This is a genomic window from Streptomyces sp. NBC_00457, from assembly GCF_036014015.1.
GTDB lineage: Bacteria > Actinomycetota > Actinomycetes > Streptomycetales > Streptomycetaceae > Streptomyces.
On the sequence record NZ_CP107905.1, the window covers coordinates 10,333,767 to 10,350,703 of the forward strand.

Annotated in this window: 17 protein-coding genes; 16 read left to right on the plus strand and 1 reads right to left on the minus strand. The window is 69.2% G+C overall.

Annotation, left to right across the window (positions count from 1 at the left end; genetic code table 11):
* The first annotated feature begins 8 nt into the window (after nt 1-8).
* The 5 genes from OG828_RS47165 (at nt 9) to OG828_RS47185 (ending at nt 3,601) form a co-directional block, all read left to right on the plus strand.
* Entirely contained in the window at nt 9-350 is a 342-nt protein-coding gene (locus tag OG828_RS47165; RefSeq protein ID WP_328504652.1) for an alpha/beta fold hydrolase, read from the plus strand.
* A 180-nt stretch (nt 351-530) separates the two neighbouring features.
* On the plus strand, nt 531-1,325 hold the full coding sequence (locus OG828_RS47170) for an SDR family NAD(P)-dependent oxidoreductase (protein WP_328504653.1): 795 nt from the start codon (nt 531-533) through the stop codon (nt 1,323-1,325).
* A gap of 50 nt (nt 1,326-1,375) precedes the next feature.
* Nucleotides 1,376-1,768 (plus strand): pyridoxamine 5'-phosphate oxidase family protein, encoded by a 393-nt coding sequence (locus tag OG828_RS47175; RefSeq protein ID WP_328504654.1) that lies wholly within the window; start codon nt 1,376-1,378, stop codon nt 1,766-1,768.
* A gap of 102 nt (nt 1,769-1,870) precedes the next feature.
* Nucleotides 1,871-2,818, plus strand: coding sequence for a quinone oxidoreductase family protein (locus OG828_RS47180; RefSeq protein WP_443062480.1), 948 nt, complete (start codon nt 1,871-1,873; stop codon nt 2,816-2,818).
* 204 nt (nt 2,819-3,022) lie between these two features.
* Nucleotides 3,023-3,601, plus strand: a complete 579-nt coding sequence (locus OG828_RS47185) for a TetR/AcrR family transcriptional regulator (RefSeq protein ID WP_328504655.1) — start codon at nt 3,023-3,025, stop codon at nt 3,599-3,601.
* 64 nt (nt 3,602-3,665) lie between these two features.
* Here OG828_RS47185 and OG828_RS47190 read toward each other — a convergent pair whose 3' ends face one another.
* Nucleotides 3,666-5,366, minus strand: a complete 1,701-nt coding sequence (locus OG828_RS47190; protein ID WP_328504656.1) for an FAD-dependent monooxygenase — start codon at nt 5,364-5,366, stop codon at nt 3,666-3,668.
* 173 nt (nt 5,367-5,539) lie between these two features.
* Here OG828_RS47190 and OG828_RS47195 point away from each other — a divergent pair, with 173 nt between their 5' ends.
* The 11 genes from OG828_RS47195 (at nt 5,540) to OG828_RS47245 (ending at nt 16,923) form a co-directional block, all read left to right on the plus strand.
* Complete coding sequence (locus OG828_RS47195; RefSeq protein WP_328504657.1) at nt 5,540-5,977, plus strand: nuclear transport factor 2 family protein; 438 nt, start codon at nt 5,540-5,542, stop codon at nt 5,975-5,977.
* 20 nt (nt 5,978-5,997) lie between these two features.
* Entirely contained in the window at nt 5,998-6,645 is a 648-nt protein-coding gene (locus OG828_RS47200; protein WP_328504658.1) for a VOC family protein, read from the plus strand.
* Complete coding sequence (locus OG828_RS47205) at nt 6,642-7,481, plus strand: fumarylacetoacetate hydrolase family protein (RefSeq protein WP_328504659.1); 840 nt, start codon at nt 6,642-6,644, stop codon at nt 7,479-7,481. The genes OG828_RS47200 and OG828_RS47205 overlap by 4 nt, the downstream gene beginning before the upstream one ends.
* 111 nt (nt 7,482-7,592) lie before the next feature.
* Complete coding sequence (locus tag OG828_RS47210) at nt 7,593-8,336, plus strand: hypothetical protein (protein ID WP_328504660.1); 744 nt, start codon at nt 7,593-7,595, stop codon at nt 8,334-8,336.
* Between the two features lie 120 nt (nt 8,337-8,456).
* Nucleotides 8,457-9,449, plus strand: coding sequence for a hypothetical protein (locus OG828_RS47215; protein WP_328504661.1), 993 nt, complete (start codon nt 8,457-8,459; stop codon nt 9,447-9,449).
* Entirely contained in the window at nt 9,446-10,546 is a 1,101-nt protein-coding gene (locus OG828_RS47220; protein ID WP_328504662.1) for a zinc-dependent alcohol dehydrogenase, read from the plus strand. The genes OG828_RS47215 and OG828_RS47220 overlap by 4 nt, the downstream gene beginning before the upstream one ends.
* A gap of 68 nt (nt 10,547-10,614) precedes the next feature.
* Nucleotides 10,615-11,502, plus strand: a complete 888-nt coding sequence (locus OG828_RS47225; RefSeq protein ID WP_328504663.1) for an SDR family oxidoreductase — start codon at nt 10,615-10,617, stop codon at nt 11,500-11,502.
* Nucleotides 11,503-11,977: 475 nt separating this feature from the next.
* Nucleotides 11,978-12,781: a hypothetical protein gene (locus OG828_RS47230; protein ID WP_328504664.1), complete on the plus strand. Its 804-nt coding sequence runs from the start codon at nt 11,978-11,980 to the stop codon at nt 12,779-12,781.
* A gap of 342 nt (nt 12,782-13,123) precedes the next feature.
* The gene (locus OG828_RS47235; RefSeq protein WP_328504665.1) at nt 13,124-13,747 is read left to right on the plus strand and encodes a (2Fe-2S)-binding protein; all 624 of its coding nucleotides are present in this window, start codon (nt 13,124-13,126) and stop codon (nt 13,745-13,747) included.
* Between the two features lie 12 nt (nt 13,748-13,759).
* Nucleotides 13,760-14,740 carry an FAD binding domain-containing protein gene (locus tag OG828_RS47240; protein ID WP_328504666.1) on the plus strand — a complete coding sequence of 327 codons (981 nt, stop codon included), beginning with the start codon at nt 13,760-13,762 and terminating at the stop codon, nt 14,738-14,740.
* A complete protein-coding gene (locus OG828_RS47245) occupies nt 14,737-16,923 on the plus strand; it encodes a xanthine dehydrogenase family protein molybdopterin-binding subunit (protein WP_328504667.1) in 2,187 nt (728 codons plus the stop codon). The genes OG828_RS47240 and OG828_RS47245 overlap by 4 nt, the downstream gene beginning before the upstream one ends.
* The last annotated feature ends 14 nt before the right edge of the window (nt 16,924-16,937 follow it).

Consider the following 16,937-nt stretch of genomic DNA (forward strand, 5'->3'; position numbering starts at 1 on the left):
TCCAGCTCATGGTGGCCCTCGGCACCCAGGCACTGGAATCGATGCCGGCCGAGCAACTGCAGCAGACCCTCGGCTACGTCGCCGCCGGTGCGGCCGACGGCAGCTCCGAGCAGACCGACCTCGTCGGCCAGGTCGACGTCCGCGACGACCTCGCCGGCATCACGGCCCCCACCCTGGTCATCTCGACCACCGACGACCGGCTCACCTCCACCACCCTGCACCGCCACCTCGCCGAGACCATCCTCGGCGCCCACCTCGCCGAAATCGCCACCGGCCACCTGCCGATGCTGGAGCGGACCGAGGAGTGGCTGCAGCTCATCACCGACTTCCTCGACAAGCACCACGCCTGAACGCAGACCACAGGAGGGGACACGCAGCGAACGGCGGTGTGGCCCCTCGGTCCATCTCCCGAGCGCCCGCCGCGGCTCATCCGCCCCTCCGGTTCGCCGATTCAGGCGCGGAAAGGCTTAGGCACCTTAATGAGTATCAAGCATTTGTCGGTTGGCAAGCTGCTGAATTACCATGTCGTCATGACTAGGCCCCTTGCTCTGATAACAGGTGCTTCCTCCGGTATCGGTGCCGCCTATGCCCGTCTCCTCGCGGCGGACTCGGACTTCGTCCTGGTGGCCCGTCGTGCCGACCGGCTGCAGGATCTGGCGGAGGAACTGCGTAAGGCCGGCGCCGCGGTGGAGGTCCTTCCCGCCGACCTCTCCACCCGCGAGGGCATCGCCAAGGTGGGGGACCGCTTGAGCGCCGGGGACGTCCGCGTCCTGGTCAGCAACGCCGGTGTCGGCGGCTACGCCTCGCTCATCGACGTCGATCCGGCCAGGATCGACGACCTGATCACGCTCAACGCCGAGGCGCACGTCCAGCTCGTCCGCGCCGCACTTCCCGGCATGCTCGCCGCCGACGAGGGCACGATCGTCACGGTCGCCTCGCTGCTCGCCTTCAGCGCGGGACAGACCGATCCGCGTCCGCCCCGCCGCACCCTGTATGCCGCGGCGAAGGCCGCCCTCGTGGCCTTCACCCGCACCCTGGGCCACGAACTCGCGGACACCGGGATCCGTACCCAGGTGGTCTGCCCCGGCCCGGTGGCCACCGAGTTCCACCAGGGCATCGGACAGACCGTCCCCGTCGTCATGACCGCCGAGGAGGTGGCGCGAGCCAGCCTCGCCGGGCTCCGGCTGGGCGAGACGATCTGCATCCCGGGCCTGGAGGACCAGTCCGCGGCACTTGACGCGCTGCTCGCCGCCGAGGGCGCCGTACTGTCCGGCGGCCGCCGTTCCGACCTCGCCTTCCGCTACCGGCAGCCGCTGCCGCAGTGAGCAGACGTTCCGTGGACGTCGGAGTGCCAACCAACGAAACGGAGATCGACATGGGTAGGTTCAGCGCGCAGGAAGTCGCTTACCTGGGCGAACGACTTCTCGGGCGGCTCGCCACGACGGGTACGTCCGGAAAGCCGCACGTGGTGCCCATCGCGTACCACTTCGATCCGGAGCGTGAGGTGATCAAGATCGGGGGGCGCGTCTTGGAAGGGCGTGGACAGGAGCGGCTCTACATCCGTCACCTCACCGTCAACCCACAGGCGGCATTGGTGGTCGACGACGTGGTGGACGGGCAGACCTGGCAGCCGCGCGGGATCCTCATCAAGGGAGCAGCGGTCCTGCACACGGAGGGCGGCGAAGTGCTCGGGCCGGGCTTCGGTCCCAACTGGGTCGAGGTAGTACCCGACTTCGTCACGTCCTGGAGCATCGACACCCCTGCATGACAGTCCACGGTTCGTGGCGGGCACGGCTGCTCAGCACCGTGCGGGACGACGCGAGCGACTGCGACGGTGCGGGAATGAGTCCCTCGGAACTGAGTTGGTGACATGAGTGAAGTAGTAGTGGCGAGCGCGTACGGAAATCCCGAGGTGCTGTCGGTGATCGATGTGGCAGTCCCGGACCCCGGGCCGGGCCAGGTGCGCATCGCGGTCCGCGCCGCCGGGGTGAACCCCTTCGACCACAAGATGTACGACGGCACCTTCGGGACCGATCCGGCGAAACTGCCGATGCGGCTCGGCGCCGAGGCGGCGGGTGTGGTGACCGCGGTGGGCGCCCACGCGACCGGTCCCGCAGGTCCGGTCGAGGTCGGCGACGAGGTGATCGCCTATCGTGCACCCGGCGCGTACGCCGCCGAACTCGTCGTTCCGGCCTCGTCGGTGGTGCCGAAGCCCGCCGCGCTGTCCTGGGAGCAGGCCGGCGGCCTGATGGTCGTCGGCGTCACCGCCGCACACGTTCTCGATGCGATCGGCCTGCGCAAGGACGAGTCGGTGCTGATCCATGGTGCCGCTGGAGGAGTCGGCCTGCTGGCCGTGCAGTTGGCGGTGGCGGGCGGCGCCACCGTCGTGGGAACGGCGAGCCCCGGCAAGCACGACATGCTGCGCGAGCTGGGGGCGATTCCGATCGCGTACGGGCCCGGTCTGGTCGACCGGGTACGCGCGGCAGCGCCGGAGGGTGTCCACGCGGCGGCCGACCTGGTGGGCACCGACGAGGCGGTTGACGTCTCCGTTGAAGTCGTGGCGGACCGTTCCCGCATCGCCACCATCGCGGGGTTCGCGCGCGGAGCCCAGGCCGGCATCAAGCTCCTCGGCGGCGGGCCCGGCGCGGATCCGGGCACGGAGGTCCGGGACGCCGCCCGACTGCGGCTCACCGAAGCCGCGAAGGCAGGGCGGCTGAACGTCCTGATCGCCGGCCGCTACCCGCTTCACGAAGCCGCTGCCGCCCATCGCCAGGTCATGACCGGTCGCACCAGCGGGAAAATCGTCCTGGTGCCCTGACGCGACCGGACCGCGCTTTCGGCCGACAACCTCTCGGCCGCCGAAGCTCCGGTCAGCAGACCGACATGGCTGTGTCCCCCTGCCCCAGGCAGGGGGACACAGCCATGTCTACCTTTCGGCAAGAACTCTTCATTGCCGTCGGGCCGGTTCAGCTGGCTGTCTACACTCAGTTGAGACGAGCTGAACACATCAGAGGAGTCCGGGATGCCGCGGAACCGCCAACAGATCCCCCGTGAAGAGCGGGCAGGTGATCTGCTGGCCGCGGCCACCGAGCTTTTTCTCGCCAAGGGCTACGCCAAGACCACGATGGCGGACATCAGCGCCGCCGCCGGGGTGGCCAGGGGCAATGTGTACTGGTACTTCGACTCGAAGGACGACATCTTCGCCGCGGTGATGGACCGGATGCTCAGCCGCGAGATCCGTACCCTCAGCGCGGAGCAGGCGGGCGCCGACCCGCTGAGCCGGCTGGTGCGGGGGCTGTCCGACATGCGCTATTCCCGGCCGCTGCACCAGGCCATGCACGACCGGCTTCCGCATTCCGAGGCGGTTCGGGCCGCCCACAACACCTTCCTGGGCTGGATCGTCGGACTGGTCGACGAGGTCGTGGCCGAGCGCGGCCTCGACGGCGACCCCGACATCGATGCCGCGCTCCTCCGCGACACCGTGGTCGCCGTGTTCGAAGGCGCGAACGTGCCCAACGACCGGAACAGACCGGCACACGAGATGATCCGCCTCCTGATGGAGTCCGTCCTGGCGGGGCGTTCACCGATCAAGAGGACATGACCGCTGATCGCGGCGGGTCGGAGTTGTGGCGGTCGGAGTTGCGACGGCCAGAGTCGGCGAGTGGTCAGAGTTGGCGAGTGGCGACTCCCGCCGACACCGCCCGCGTCACCATGACCGAACCCGCGGCCGGATTCCCGGCCTCCGCCCCGCGCAGCCGGTCGAGCACCGCACCGGGGTCGGCCGGAGCCTGCTCGCCCCGCCACCCGACATGCCCGTCGGGGCGGACCAGCACCAGCGGCCTCTCGTAGAGCCTCGCCGCGGCCGGATCGGCGAGGCGCAGCACCGTCAGCGGCACGCCACGCTGGTGCGCGGCCCCCACCAGCGCGGACGGGTCCGCCGACCCCGAGACCACGAGCACGAACCCGCGGCCGAAGTGGTCGAGCACCGAACTGCCGTCGGGTAGCCATGCGTGCGGTGCGCGGCAACCGGGCCAGGTCGACGGGACGTAGTCGTCCGGCTCGTCGGGCGGCTCCGGGGTGCCGTCCGGCACGCAGATCGGGGAGCCGCTGTAGCGGTATCCGAGCTGGATGCCCGTGCAGCGGAACTCCTTGCCCCTCGATCGGCGGATCGTCTCGCCCATCTCACCGCGGGCCCGGTCGCCCTCCGCGTCCGCGCGGCCGAGTGCGGCGTCGGGTGCGAGCCGGGAGTCGGACCGCCAGTTGCTCGACGCCTCCGTGACGTTGCGGACGGCGATCGGCCGCCGCTCCGACTCGTAGCTGTCGAGCAGTGCGGGGCCCGCCCAGCCGTGAAGGACCGCGGCGAGCTTCCAGCCGAGGTCGACGGCGTCGCCGATCCCGGTGTTGGCGCCGAAGCCTCCCTTCGGCCACAGCAGATGTGCCGAGTCACCCGCGAGGAACACCCGCCCCGCGCGGTAGCTGCGGGCCACGACGCAGTGCCCGCTCCAGGGCTGGGCGGCGAGTATCTCCACGTCGATGGGCGCACCGACGGCTTCCCGCACCCAGGCGACAGCGTCCCCGGGTTCCGGCTCTTGCTCCAGGTAGACCGAGAGCCGCCACTCGTCCACGCCGTTGACCACCGTGATGTACGGCCTGCGCGCCGACGACAGTGTGTGGATCTGCACCGCCGGGCCGCCCAACCGCTCCCGGAGCAGGGCCGACAGTTGCGGCGCACGGAAGTGCACCGCGAAGTTCTGGCCCTGCGCGAACATGCCCTCGAACTCGATGTCCAGTGCGCGCCGGACGCCGCTGCGGCCCCCGTCACAGGCCACGAGGTACGCGCCGGCCAGTGTCTCGGAGGCGCCGCTCTCCAGGTCACGCACCACGGCGAGGACACCGTCGGAGTCCTGGTCGAACGTCTCCAGGCGTGTGGCGAACCTGATCTCGACCGAGGGCAGGCCTCGCGCCGTCCGTTCGAGCAACGGCAGGAACGAGAACTTGGACAGGAACGCGGGGCCCTCCGGCGTCAGGGAGCCGTACACGCCGGGAGACCGGTTGGTGACCCCGTAGTCGAATTCGGCGAGTACGTGTCCCGTCACTGACGTGGCGAACACCGTGCGGTGCGGATAGTCCGTGGGCGGTGCCGACTCCGCGCGCGCCTCCTCCGCACAGCCCCAGCGCCGAAGGTGCTCCATGGTGCGCGAGAAGATCGCCTCGCCCGCCGGGAAGGGCACGCGGCCGTCGCCTTGGTCGATCACCGTCACCGGCACACCGCGCCACCCCAGCTCGATCGCGAGCGAGAGGCCCACGGGGCCCGCCCCGACGACCAGGACACGCCGGGATCCGGCTCTTTCGTTGCGGTCAGACACAGGGGACCTGCCTTCCTGAACACGGGTTGGGTCAGTTGCGACCCCAAACTCTTGAACCCGAGTCAGAGTCGCATGTTCAGGCAGTTTTGTGGAAGGGCGAGATGGGTCAGGCATCTGTCGGCAAGATGGCTTCAGTGCTACGCTGACCCCAGTTCAAGAGATAGGAGAACGTCGTGGTGTCTCCGGCCGATCGAAGCGATGCTGTGGGCCACTGTCGGGCCCTGGTCGTCAGCTACCACCGCGACATCGACAGTGGCCGGGCCACGGCCGGGATCGGTGCGTTCGCCGACGACGCCGAGTTCGAGGCACACGGCCGGGTCTTCCGAGGGCGGGACGAGATACTCGGCTTTCTCAACGCGCGGGAGGCCGACACCGCACGGCAGACCGTCCATGTGCTCGTCAACGAGGTCGTCGCCGGTCAGGACGACGAGGACGACGGAAGTGGCCACGAGCGGGTCGAGTTGCAGGCCATGGTTCTGCTGCACGTTCGGCAGCCTGACGGCGCCTATGTCTTGGATCGCGTCCTCAACACCGTTCACCGGTTCGGCCACTCCGGCGGGGAGTGGCGGATCACGCGCCGCACCTCGAGGCCGCTGCACCCCACCGTCTGACGGGCAAGGAGTCCTTCACGATGACGACCACCCCCCAGAGCACGACCGCCCCCGCGGCCACCGAGACACAGGCCGTCGCGCTGCAGATAGCCGAACTCGTGCTCAAGACCGGCCGCTACGACGACATGGCCGCCTTCTACACACACGTACTGGGACACGGCCCGTTCTACGAGCGGACCCCGGACCCCGACGCCCCGCCGCGTCCCGCGGGGATGCCCGAGCGGGCGGTCGATGTCCGACTGGGCTTCTTCCGTGTGCATGACGCCCCGCACAGCAGCCAGGTCCTCGCGCTGTTCGGCATCGACAGCCTGATCGGGACCGACGCGTCAGGGCCGGGCCTGCATCACTTCCAGTTCGGTGTCGGCTCGCTCGGTGACCTGGTCACCCAGTACGAGCACATGGCGTCCCTGGGTGCGCGCCCGCACCGTGCCGCCAACCACGGCCAGGCCACCAGCTTCTACTACCGCGACCCGGACGGGAACATCGTCGAGTTCTCCTGCGCCAACTTCGCCACCACGGAGGAGGAGGTGGCCTTCATGTCCGGCCCCGTCTTCGCGGCGAACCCCTCCGGCCTGGAGCTCAACCCCGAGCGCTTCGTCGCCCGCTACCGCGCCGGTGACCCCAAGGACGAGTTGTTGCGCCTGGACAACCAGGCGGTGGCCCTGTGACCAGGCTCGTCAGCACGGCCAAGGGGATCGGCAGGCTGGAGGACGACGGTGAGACCGTAGCCCTTTTCGACCTCGACGCGACCGACCTCGGTGCGGCCCTGCAGTCCGGCCTCGACATCGCGTCCATCGCCACGGCCGCGGTTCGCGACCGGGTCCCCATGGCCCAGGCCCAGCTCGTCGCGCCCGTCCCCAGGCCCTCCAAGATCTGGGCGGTGGGTTACGCCTACGCCGGTCACCGCACCGAGGTGGGGTACGCCGGCATGGCGGAGGACCCGGTCATCTTCCTGAAGGCCCCGTCCTCGGTGATCGGCCCGGGAGAGCGGATCCGCTTCCCGAAGGCGGCCCCGGACGAGGTCGACTACGAAGGCGAACTCGCGGTCGTCATCGGCAGGCGTGCCACCGACGTGCTGGAGGCGGCCGCGTACTCGTTCGTCGCCGGCTTCACGATCTGCAACGACGTCAGCGCGCGAGATGTCCAGAAGGGGCGCGTTCCCGGCCGGGCCGCCAACGTCACCGCGGCCAAGAGCTTCGACACCTTCACCCCCATGGGCCCCGCCCTGGCCACGCTCGACGAGTTCGCCGATCCTGATGACCTGCACCTGCGCACCTGGGTCGCAGGCGAGCTCCGCCAGGACGCGCGTACCTCCCAGCTCATTCACCCGGTTCCCGCGCTGGTCTCGTACCTGTCGCGGCAGACGACCCTCGAACCCGGCGACGTGATCGCCACCGGCACTCCGGCCGGGGTGGGGCACAAACGAGGCCTGTTCCTGCGGTCCGGGGACGAGGTCCGGATCGAGATCGAGGGCATCGGCACCCTCGCGAACACCTGCGCCTGACGCGTGGAGACCATCCTGAGGATGCCGGAGCCGCGGCCTCCTCGGTGTCGGGAAAAGTCAATTCTGGCGGCCATCGCATAGGTGACGGCCCCGTCTTAGGAGGCAATTCAGGTGAGCAGCGATCCCAAGAGCAGTTTCGGCGGCGGAAACCCGTGGGACCACGTCCAGCCGTGGGACGAGGAGATGTTCGGGAAGGAAGTCCACGACAGCACCCTGCAGCACAAATGGGGGACCGCCGTGTCGATCGCCGGCGGGCTGCCCTACATCTGGAGGGAGCTGGCCCGGCCGATCTCCGAAATCGTCTATGGCCTTCTCGAACTCCGCGCCGGAGACAAGGTCCTGCTCATCGGCGAGGGCATCGCCCCCGCGGGGTGGCTGGAAGACATGCGGGAGATCGTGGGACCGGACGGCGCCGTGGATGAGGTGGAGATCATCCACGACGGGCGGAAGGCGGTCCTGGGCAAGCTCCCCGGGCGGAACGGCCAGACCGGCTGCTGGCGCTGGGACTATGCCGACTCGAAGACCGACGAACAGTACGACTGCGTCGCGGTACTCCAGGCGACCCAGCACTGTGACGACTGGGCGGAGACGGCCCGGAACCTGCTGCGCGTGATGAAGCCGGGGCGCCGCATCGTGCTGGCCGAGTCGGTTCTGAAGGGGCCGACGTTCACCGCGCGCATCAACTCCGACGTCCATCTGCGGCAGTGGTTCGACAAGCTGTTCCAGCAGGTCCCGGTGGAAGACATTCCCTACTGGTCCGGCGAGGAGGTCCGCGAAGCATTCGGGGACACCGTCGACAGCCCGCAGTTGATGGAATGGCGCGGCATCGAGATGTTCTGGGGACGAAAGAAATAACAGCGCAGACAGCACCGAAACCGTTCCGAAAAGACCTCGATCCTGCCGAGTTCCGGGCAGTGGGATCGGCTGACAACCCGAGCCGCATTAAGCGACGCCACCCCGAATGAGGAGGTTGCCGTGAGTGTCAACGAGGACCTCATGGTCATGGCATCGGACCAGCCGCTGCAGAGCGTCGTCCGCGACGAGCACCTGCTGCTGGCGCCACCGCATCCGTCCAAGGTGCCCATGAAGCTGTGGGACGAGCACCCGCCCCTGACCGTGGTGCACTACCCGCAGGAGTACCAGGAAGAGGCGTACGCCCCGCCGCGCGGGGTGTACGAGAACGACGAGATCCGCGTCGAGTGGCAGAAGCTGGACGGCCGGCAGCCGTTCTACCACCGCAACTGCGACGTGGACGAGCTCTGCTACCAGATCGCCGGCGAACGCACGCTGATGACCGAACTCGGCGTGGTCGAGCACCGGGCCGGCGAGTTCTCCCGCATTCCCCGGGGCGTGGCCCACGACAACTACAGCCGCGCCGCGAGTCACCTGCTGTTCTACATTCCCGCGCCGGTCGCCGAGCTGGTAGCGGCCCAGCGCGAGTCCCAGGCGGTGTTCCCGCCGTTTCCCGGCTGGCAGCCCGCCCCGGCCAACGAAGCCGTCAGCTGGAACCTGGGCACACCCGGCCGCGACATCACCATCTTCGGGGTCGACGAACAGCAGCTGCTTGAACATGTTCACAACGACGACCGCCGGCTGCAGGTCCTGCGCCCCGACCGTTCCCAGGACACCACCTGGCTGTACGGCACGGACCGCATCCGCATTGGGCTCGTCACCACCGTGCCCGGCGGTGAACGCCGCTATCGCCGTACCCTCGACGCCGACGAGATCCAGTACCAGGCCAACGGCCACCGCACCCTGATCACCCAGCACGGCCTGGTCGACCTCGAGCCCGGCGACTTCGTGCGCATCCCGCTCGGGATCTCGCACGCCAGCGTCGCGACCGAGGCAGGTGACTATGTCAGCCTGCTCTCGCGCAGCGAGGTTCCGCAGGTCGCCAAGACCTCCCGTACCGCTGACCCGTACTCGCCCGAACGGCTCGCGGCCCTCACCGCGGAGGTCCGCTCATGACCACGATGCTCGCCCTGCGCGCCCATCGTGACGCCAGCACCCTGGTCCTGGAGGACATCCCCGTCCCCGAGCCCGGTCCGATGGATGTCATCGTGCGGGTCGCCTCCGCAGGCCTGGCCCCGGGAATCATGCGGTTGCTCAAAATGGGCGCGTTCAAGCACCTGCCCACCACCCTCGGCTTCGAGGCCGCCGGCACCATCGCCGCCGTCGGCAGCGACGCCACCGGCGTCCGCGTCGGTGAACGGGTCCGGGCGCACACCTTCCTGAACTGCCGCACCTGCATCTACTGCCGTACCGACCGCGACATGATGTGCCCGCAGCAGTCGATGATGGGCTACGCCGCCTTCAACGACTCCGCGATGCCCCTCTACGACGAGTACCACAACGGCGTGCTCGCCGAATACGTACGCATCCCGTACTGGCTGGTCGACCCGCTGCCGGAATCCGTCGGGTTCGACGTCGCAGCCAAGGTTCTCACCATGGGCAACGCGGTACGCGCGTTCAAGTGGGCCGAGCTGCCGATGGGATCCACCGTCGTCGTCACCGCCGCGACGGGTGCCATGGGCAGCGCGACGGTCAAGCTGGCGAAGCACTTCGGTGTCGCCGAGCTCATCCTCGTCGGCCGCCACAGAGACCGGCTCAAGGCCGTCGCCGGGCTGTCCGGTGGCATCCCGACCAGCGTCGTCGCCCTGGACGAACTCCCCGACGACTGGGCGACCACCGGCGCGCTCGCCGGCCGGCTGCGCGAACTGGCACCCGGCGGAGCACACGCGGTCCTCGACTACGTCCCCGACGGGCCGGTCACCGGTCAGGCCATGGCCGGGGTCGCGACCGGCGGCGCACTGGTGCACATGGGAGGCAATATGACGCCGCTGCAGCAGTCACCGATGGCACTCATGATGAACATGTGGCGGTTCATCGGGACCCGCGCCTGTACCCGCAACGACGCGCTGGAAGTCCTGCGCCTGCTGGAGACCGGTGCCCTCACCGCCGATGACCTCATCACGCATCGGTTCCCGCTCAGCGACGCGTTGGCGGCCGTCGACGCCGTACGACGCCGTGACGAACCCATGTGGATGCCCGTGATCAATCCCTGATCCCGGGGCACGAGTCCGTCAGTGTGTTCTGCGGAGCCATCAAGTAGCCAGCGAGAGGAAACCGGAAAGTGTCCGAAACCGAAGCCGTACGCAGCGAAGAGCCGCCCCTGCTCGCGGTGATCGGGGCGGCCGGGCTCTGCGGTACGTACCTGTTGGAGGCGGCGCGGCGGGCTCCGTTCCGGGTCCGCGCGGTGGTGCACGGGCCGGCGGGCCGTGAGCGAGTGGCCGCCCTGGGCGCCGACGAGATCGTCGAGGCCGATCTCGCGGAGCCCGATTCCGTCCGCCAGGCGGTGAAGAACGCCGACTTCGTGTTCATGATCCCTCCGGCGTTCCACCCGGAGGAAGACGTCTTCGCGATCAGGGCGCTGGAGGCGGCCGAACACGCGGGCGCGCGCCGGTTCGTGTACCTGTCCGTCCTCCATCCGCACACCCCGGGGCTCCGCCACCACATGCGCAAGGCGAACGCCGAGGCAGCCATGCGGGTTTCGGACCTGGACTGGACGATCCTCCAGCCCTCGATGTTCGCCCAGATCGTCCTGTCGACGTGGGGAAGGGCTCCCGCGGGGACGGTGAACCTGCCTTTCGACGTCCACAACAAGTTCTCGTTCATCGATCTGCGTGAGCTCGCGGAAGTCGGCGTGAAGGTTCTGTCCGAGCAGGGTCACGACGCGGCGACCTACGAGTTGGCGGGACCCACCACCACGCCGGCCGAGGCCCTGCGCATCGCGGGACGTGCACGAGGTGTGGAACTCGAGGCGAGGACGGTCGACTGGGCACAAGCGCCGCTCCCGCCAGGAGTCGCCGACGATCCGTCCCGGGGCCCTGACATGCGTGCCATGTGGCAGGACTACGACCGGCATGGCCTGCGCGGCAACAGCAACGTCCTGCGGATGCTGCTCGGCCGTGAACCCGCGTCCTTCGAGGAAGCGGCCACCGCGTTCGCCGCCCGAGGTTAGTCCCGTTCCTTCGGGGGCGGGATGGCACATTGCGGTGCTGCGGCCGCGCACGGCCTGCGACGCTCATCGGCCACAGCACCGTGTGGGCGTTGGTGAGGCCTGTGAACTCAGGCTTCAACCGCTCATGGCATCACGAGTGCCTCAACTGGCGTACGGTACGCGGCCAGTGGTGTCGTACGAAGCCGGGACGACCACGATCAGTGCCCCCGCGGCCCGTGTCGTGCCCACGATCATCCGCGACCGTGACGGCCGGTTCGGAGAACAGACGGGCCGCCACGACGGATCCAGGCTGATGCAGGAGCGCTCTCATGACTGGCGTCATCCCCATCCCCACGATCGCCGGCATCGGCGGCCGCATCGGTGGGCCGCGACAACACGCCCGCGATCATTCGTGCACCGGAGCCGAACCACTCGCCACCTACGAGTGGAATCACGGGTACGAACCGGCCGAGGCATTCATGACAGCGGGGGAGAGATGAGGCAGACGCTGCTGTCCCGCTGGCCGCTGGCGCAATGCCCGGATCCCGCCGAGGCGATGCGTTCCGTCAATGCACTCATGGCTCCGGCCAGCGTGAGAGGCATCGAGGCGCTGTCGTCCGAACCCGGCTACTTCCGGCTGAACGGGTTCGCCGACCAGGACTTCGCCGTCGGCTTCATTTCAACCGACCTCGGCCTGAAGGCGAACGTCTCCGCTGAACGCGACCCCTCGTACTTCCTGGCTTTCGGCGTCTTCGGCGAAATGCCCCTGGAGGTGGGGAAGCGGCAGCTGAGCAGCACGCGCTCGGTCGCCGCTGTGGTGAATCCCGATGAGCGGCTGCTCGTCCTGCCCGAGCGGCAGCCGACCGGGTCCCTAGCCATCCGTCTGGGGCGACGGTTCGTGGACCGGGAGCTGACGGCTTTGGCCGGAAAGGACCCTGGGTCGGACGTGCGGTTCGATCCGGTCCTCGATCTCTCGCGGCCCGGCCCGTCGGCCGTGCGCGAACTGCTGGGCGGCATGCTCACCCAGTTCGACAGCGAACACGAGGTGCTCACCCGGCCTGCCATGCGCAGGGCGGAGATGCGTCTGATCGTCACGAGCCTCCTGCTACGCCCGTCGAAGCCGGGCCCCTTGGGCTGGGCGCGGACGCCGTCCGGGCTTGCGTCGGTGGTATCGGGTTACGACTCGGCCGACCCCATTCCGGCCGTCGGTGGTATCCGCCTGGCTTTCGGTGGAGGTGCCGGAGGGGACTTCGCGAGGATCGCGAGTGTAAAGGTGCTTGATGCAACAACGCTTGCTTGATGGTTGCGAAGGGTGAATGCTTGGCAGGTGTTCCGAACCCGGTGTGGGGCTGCTGGAAGGCTGCGTTGGAGTCGGCGGCTTCGCGCTGTTCCGCCAGTCTTGCCGGGCTGCACCGGGGGGAGTCGATATTCCTCCCGGGACTGAAGGGCCGGTGCGCCGCGCTCGACGTACTCCTGGGAGCCGAATCCGACACGTCCTCTGGCACAGCCACCATGCTTTGCCCTTACGCCACCGGGAGAAGCTGCCTGCCTGGGGCAACGGGCGCGGTGCACCTATACGGAGCGGCAGGGCCATCGGTACGCCTTTGACAACCACCCGCGCCACCAATGAGGGAGAGCGGACATGTCCACCGAACGTCCCTTCCAAGCCATGACTTTCGCCAGCGAGTCCTCGGTGCCGCCCACCCGGCGTACCTTCATCGCCACGACCACCGCTGTAGGAGGAGCCGCCGTGGTCGGCGGCCTGGTCGCGGGGCCGCCCGCGCTCGCCGCCGAGACGCCGCCCGGCAGCAGTATCTCCTTGACGGTCAACGGAGTCCGTCGCACCGTCACGGTCGACAACCGCACCTCGCTGCTGGATCTGCTGCGCGAGCATCTCGACCTGACCGGCTCGAAAAAGGGCTGCAACGCCGGTGCCTGCGGCGCCTGTACGGTCCTGGTCGACGGGCGACGGGTCAATTCCTGTCTGACGCTGGCGGTGCGGCTGGAGGGTGCCGAGGTCACCACGATCGAGGGTCTGGAGAAGGGCGACCGGCTCCACCCGCTCCAGCAGGCGTTCATCGACCAGGACGCCTTCCAGTGCGGCTTCTGCACGCCGGGGCAGATCGTGTCCGGCGTCGGGTGCATCCAGGAGGGTCACACCGGCTCGCCGGAGGAGATCCGGGAGTGGATGAGCGGCAACCTCTGCCGGTGCGGCTGCTACGTGAAGATCGAGCGGGCGGTCGAGCAGGCTGCCGGCCGGAAATGAGGGCAGAACTCCATGCACCCCTTCACCTATACCAAGGCCGCGGACACGCGAGAGGCCCTCAACGCCGCTCGGCGCGGCGGGCGTTACATCGCGGGCGGCACCACCCTCGTCGACCTGATGCGGGAGACCGTCGAACGGCCCAGCTCGCTTGTCGACATCAGTGCCCTGCCGCTGCGCGAGGTCACCGTCACCAAGAGCGGGGGGCTGCGCATCGGCGCCCTGGTGACCATGGCCGAGGCCGCCGCCCATCCCAAGGTGCGCACCCTGTATCCCGTCATCTCGCAGGCGCTGGAGCTGAGTGCTTCGGCTCAGTTGCGGAACATGGCGACCATCGGCGGCAACATCATGCAGCGCACCCGGTGCACGTACTTCCGGGATGTGACGGCCGACTGCAACAAGCGTGAGCCTGGCTCGGGTTGCGCCGCGCTGCACGGCTTCAACCGCGCGCACGCGATCCTCGGCACTTCCGGCGAGTGCGTGGCGACCCACCCGTCCGACGTGGCCGTGGCCTTCGCGGCGCTGGAGGCGACCGTGCATTTGCTGGGTCCGGACGGGGAGCGTCGAGTCCCCTTCGCCGACTTCCTGCTGCGGCCGGGCAGCACCCCGCAGCGAGAACAGGCCGTCAGACAAGGTGAGTTGATCACGGCGGTCGAGATCCCGGCGCTTCCACGCCCGCTGAGGTCCGGCTATCTGAAGGTGCGCGACCGTCAGTCGTACGAGTTCGCGCTCACCTCGGCCGCCGTCGCACTGCATGTGCGCGGTGGCGTGATCCAGGAGGCGAAGGTGGCCGCCGGGGGAGTGGGCACGGTGCCGTGGAAGCTGCCCGCCGTCGAGCTGCATCTCGTGGGTGAGCGTTCCTCGGAGTCGTTGTGGGCGGCCGCCGCGGAGCGAGCCGCCGAGGGGGCCCGCCCCCTCACGCACAACGGCTTCAAGGCCGAGCTGCTTAAACGCACCGTCGAACGCCAGCTGCGCACCGTAGGAGGCACCAAGTGAGCCAGCCACAGGCAGCGGTCGGTGCGGCGGTGCCCCGGGTCGACGCACGGCTGAGGGTGACCGGGCAAGCGAAGTACGCCGCCGACAACAGCCCCGACGGGGTCGTGCACGCGGTCATCGTCGACAGCAGCGTCGGCCGGGGCCGTGTCACCGGCGTCGACAGCCGCGCCGCCGAAGCCCAGACCGGCGTCCTGAAGGTGATCAGTCACCTCAACGCGCCCAAGATGCCGCCCGTACAAGGGGGATTCCCGCCGGGGCGGCCGCTGCGCGCCTTCCAGGACGACCGCATCCGGTTCTTCGGGCAGCCCGTCGCGGTCGTGGTGGCGACCACGCTGGAGACCGCCCAGCACGCCGCGAGCTTGGTGGAGGTCTCCTACGACGCCGAGCCCGTCTCGACCGACATCAGCGTCGCCGAACCCGCCGACGACCCGGAGACCTATGCACGCGGCGACGCCGACGAAGCGTTGGAATCCGCCCCGGTCCGGCTGGACCTGACGTACCGGATGGCCCGCAACCACCACAACCCGATAGAGCCGGCCGCCACCGTCGCCCGCTGGGACGGTGACCAGCTGACCGTCTGGGACAAGACCCAGAACGTGCAAGGCGCCATGCGCACCCTGTCCGGTGAGTTCGGCATCCCGCCGGGCAACGTCCGCGTCATCTCGCCGTTCGTCGGCGGCGCCTTCGGCAGCGCCGCCCGCGCCTGGGTGCACGTCGTCATCGCGGCCCTGGCCGCCCGCGAAGTGAAACGCCCCGTGAAACTCGTACTCACCCGCAGGCAGTTGTACTTCGGCGTGGGGTGCCGGCCCGCATACGAGTACGAACTGAGCCTTGGCGGCAACCGGCAAGGCCGGCTGACAGCGTCGGCACACGACGTTCGCACCGAGAGCTCCCGCTACGAAACGCACAGCGAGCACGTTCTCGGTCCCGGCCAGATGCTCTACAGCACGCCCAACGTCCGCCAGGCGTATCACCATGTCCCGCTGGACGTGAGCACCCCGTGGTTCATGCGCGGTCCCGGCTACGCCAGCGGCGCCTACTGCGTCGAGACGGCGATGGACGAACTCGCCCACGAACTGGGCCTGGACCCGATCGAGCTGCGGCTGCGCAACGAACCCGCCGCCGACGAGTCCACCAATCTGCCGTTCTCCACCCGCCGCCTGCGCGAGTGCTACCGCGCGGGCGCCCGCGAGTTCGGCTGGCACCGGCGCAACCCCAAGCCCCGCTCGACGCGTGACGGCGACTGGCTCATCGGTATGGGCATGGCCGCCGGTGTCTACGACACCCAGCGCAGCCAGGCCCAGGCCTCGGTCAGGCTGGATGCCGCCGGCACCGCCCTGGTGCAGTCCTCGACCAGCGACATGGGCCCCGGCACGGCCACGTCCATGACCCAGGTCGCCGCCGATGCCCTCGGTCTGACCATGCGTCAGGTGACCTTTCGGCTCGGCGACTCCCTCATGCCCCCGGCCCCCGTCCACGCCGGTTCGCAGACCATGGCCAGTGTCGGATCCGCCGTCCAGGACGGCTGCGACAAGGTGCGCAAGCAGGCCATCACGCTCGCGGTCGAGGACGAGGACTCACCGCTGCACGGCGTCGACCCCGCCGATGTGGTGGTACGCGGCGGCCGGCTGTACGTGAGCAACGACCCCGTACGCGGGGAGACGTACCAGCGGCTGCTGGCCCGCAACGACCTCACCCACCTCGAAGGGATGGGCTCGTACGCCGGGGCGCCGGAATCGGAGAAGTTCTCCTTCTACGCCTACGCCGCGACCTTCGCCGAGGTGGCCGTCGACGCCCGCCTCGGCCTGGTACGGGTCCGGCGCATGGTCGGCGTGTACGACGCCGCCCGGATCATCAACCCGAGGCTCGCCGACAGCCAGGCCATCGGGGCCATGACCGGCGGTATCGGTCATGCCCTCCTGGAGCACACGGTCACCGACCACCGAGACGGCCGGATCGTCAACGCCAATCTCGCCGACTACCTCGTGCCGACCCACGCGGACATGCCCGACATGAAGGCGATCTACATCGAGGGGGAGGACTACGAGGCCGACCCGATCGGCGTCAAGGGACTCGGCGAGATCGTCATCGTCGGAGTGGCGCCCGCCATCGCCAACGCGGTCTTCAACGCCACCGGCCGCCGGATCCGCGAGCTGCCCATCACCGCCGAAGCACTGCTCTGAGCACCCGGGCGGCC